Raw genomic sequence first — 2,169 nt, 5'->3', positions numbered from 1 at the left:
GAAACGCATTCCAAATGTGGGAGCGGGCTTGCTCGCGAAAGCGGTCTACTAGGCGCTTTAGAACATCGGCCGTGCCGAAGCAATCGCCACCAGCACCAACCCCACTATCAAGTTGATCCCCACCAATTTACGAATCTGCCCCAAGGCCGCAGCCCCGGCCGGCCAATCCTCAGCCGCCACCGCCACGCGCAGCTCCGGCAACTTCAGCGCCTGAATCCGGATAAACAGCGCCGTCATCACCACATATAGCCCCATCATGACCTGTACATAACGCGGCGCGGTCTCAAACCCGCTGAAGCGCAGTTGCAGCAGGCCGACACCGCTGATCGGCAACACCAGCACCGCCACCCAGACCCACACGAAAAAACGTTGAAACACATTTACCCAGAGTTTCAGCCGGGCCGGCCCGTCCAGCGCGGCCATGGCGGCGGGGCGCAGGATCATCCAGGCGAAAAACATACCGCCGACCCAGATCAGGGCGGCCAGTACATGCAGGGTGTAAGCGAAGCTAAAGACGGTCATTAGGGTACTCCGTTCTGCGCGGGATTAATTAGCGGGGTATGATAGCGGCCGATCCGAACCACTGAAAATTTATCCAGCGTTTTTTGCGCCCGACTATCCATGATCAGCACTGAACTCAAAACCACGATCCAGGGCGCCTACTCGCGTTTTCTCGAAGCCAAGAGCTTGAAGCCGCGGTACGGCCAGCGCCTGATGATCGCCGAAGTCGCCAAGGTCCTCGGTGATATCGACACCGACGACGAAGGTCGGCGCAGTGGCGACCCCGCCGTGGTGGCCGTCGAGGCCGGCACCGGTACCGGTAAAACCGTGGCCTACAGCCTGGCGGCGATCCCCACCGCCAAGGCCGCCGGCAAGCGCCTGGTGATTGCCACCGCCACCGTCGCCCTGCAAGAGCAGATTGTCTACAAAGACCTGCCCGACCTGATGCGCAACAGCGGCCTGAATTTCACCTTCGCTCTGGCCAAGGGCCGTGGGCGCTATATGTGCCTGTCCAAGCTCGACGTGCTGTTGCAGGAAGGCCACGCGCAAACCGCCACTGCCTCGCTGTTCGAAGAAGAAGGCTTCAAGATCGAAGTCGATGAGGTCAGTCAGAAGCTGTTTACCAGCATGATCGAGAAACTGGCGGGCAATAAATGGGACGGCGACCGCGACAGCTGGCCCAATGCCCTGGAAGACGCCGACTGGGCGCGCCTGACCACCGATCACAGCCAGTGCACCAACCGTCATTGCCCCAACTTCGGCCAGTGCGCCTTCTACAAGGCCCGGGAGGGCATGGGCAAGGTCGACGTTATTGTCACCAACCATGACATGGTCCTCGCCGACCTGGCCCTGGGGGGCGGCGCCGTGTTGCCCGACCCGCGCGACACACTCTACGTGTTCGACGAAGGCCATCACCTGCCCGACAAGGCCATCGGCCACTTTGCTCACTACACGCGGCTGCGCTCCACCGCCGACTGGCTGGAAACCACGGCCAAGAACCTCACCAAGTTGCTCGCCCAGCACCCGCTGCCGGGCGACCTGGGCAAGTTGATCGAGCAGGTGCCGGAGCTGGCGCGGGAGATCAAGACCCAGCAGCAATTCATGTTCAGCGCCTGCGAGCAGGTGGCAGACTTCAAGCCCGGCGAAGACGTGGAAGGCCGCGAACGGCCGCGCCATCGTTTCGTTGGCGGGCTGATCCCCGAGCACATGCGCGAAATGGGCGTCGAGCTGAAAAAGGGCTTTTCGCGCCTGACCGACTTGTTCACCCGTCTCACCGATTTGCTCAAGGAAGGCATGGATGGCGAGGTCAATATCGGCATCGCCAGCAATCAGGCTGAAGAATGGTACCCGCTGTTTGGCAGCCTGCTGTCCCGTTCCCAGGGCAACTGGGAGTTGTGGACCGCCTTTACCGTCGAAGACCCGGAAGACAACCCGCCCATGGCCCGTTGGCTGACCCTGTCGGAAAGCGGTGCGCTGTTCGATATCGAGGTCAACGCCAGCCCGATCCTGGCGGCGGAAATGCTCCGACGCAATCTGTGGAACGTGGCCTACGGTGCCTTGGTCACCTCGGCTACGCTGACGGCCCTGGGCACCTTCGACCGCTTCCGCATGCGCGCCGGGCTGCCGAAGAAGGCCGTCACCGCCGTGGTGCCCAGCCCGTTCCATCAC

The 2,169-nt window shown here is 62.1% G+C and carries 2 protein-coding genes; one reads left to right on the top strand and one right to left on the bottom strand.

The window, feature by feature from the left end; translation table 11 throughout:
* Positions 1-57: 57 nt before the first annotated feature.
* A complete protein-coding gene (locus tag HX846_RS31270; protein ID WP_003213709.1) occupies positions 58-522 on the bottom strand; it encodes a CopD family protein in 465 nt (154 codons plus the stop codon).
* A 99-nt stretch (positions 523-621) separates the two neighbouring features.
* Between HX846_RS31270 and HX846_RS31265 the strand changes: the two genes are divergently transcribed.
* On the top strand, positions 622-2,169 hold a 1,548-nt coding region (locus HX846_RS31265; RefSeq protein ID WP_178966875.1), incomplete at its 3' end, for a DEAD/DEAH box helicase.

Source organism: Pseudomonas sp. K5002 (genome assembly GCF_013386655.1).
Taxonomy (GTDB): Bacteria; Pseudomonadota; Gammaproteobacteria; order Pseudomonadales; family Pseudomonadaceae; genus Aquipseudomonas.
This window is presented reverse-complemented; position numbering and strand designations above follow the sequence as displayed.

Coding starts and splice junctions, on each gene's coding strand:
- HX846_RS31270 (WP_003213709.1), bottom strand. CDS start 522: ATGACCGTCTTTAGCTTCGCTTACACCCTGCATGTACTGGCCGCCCTG.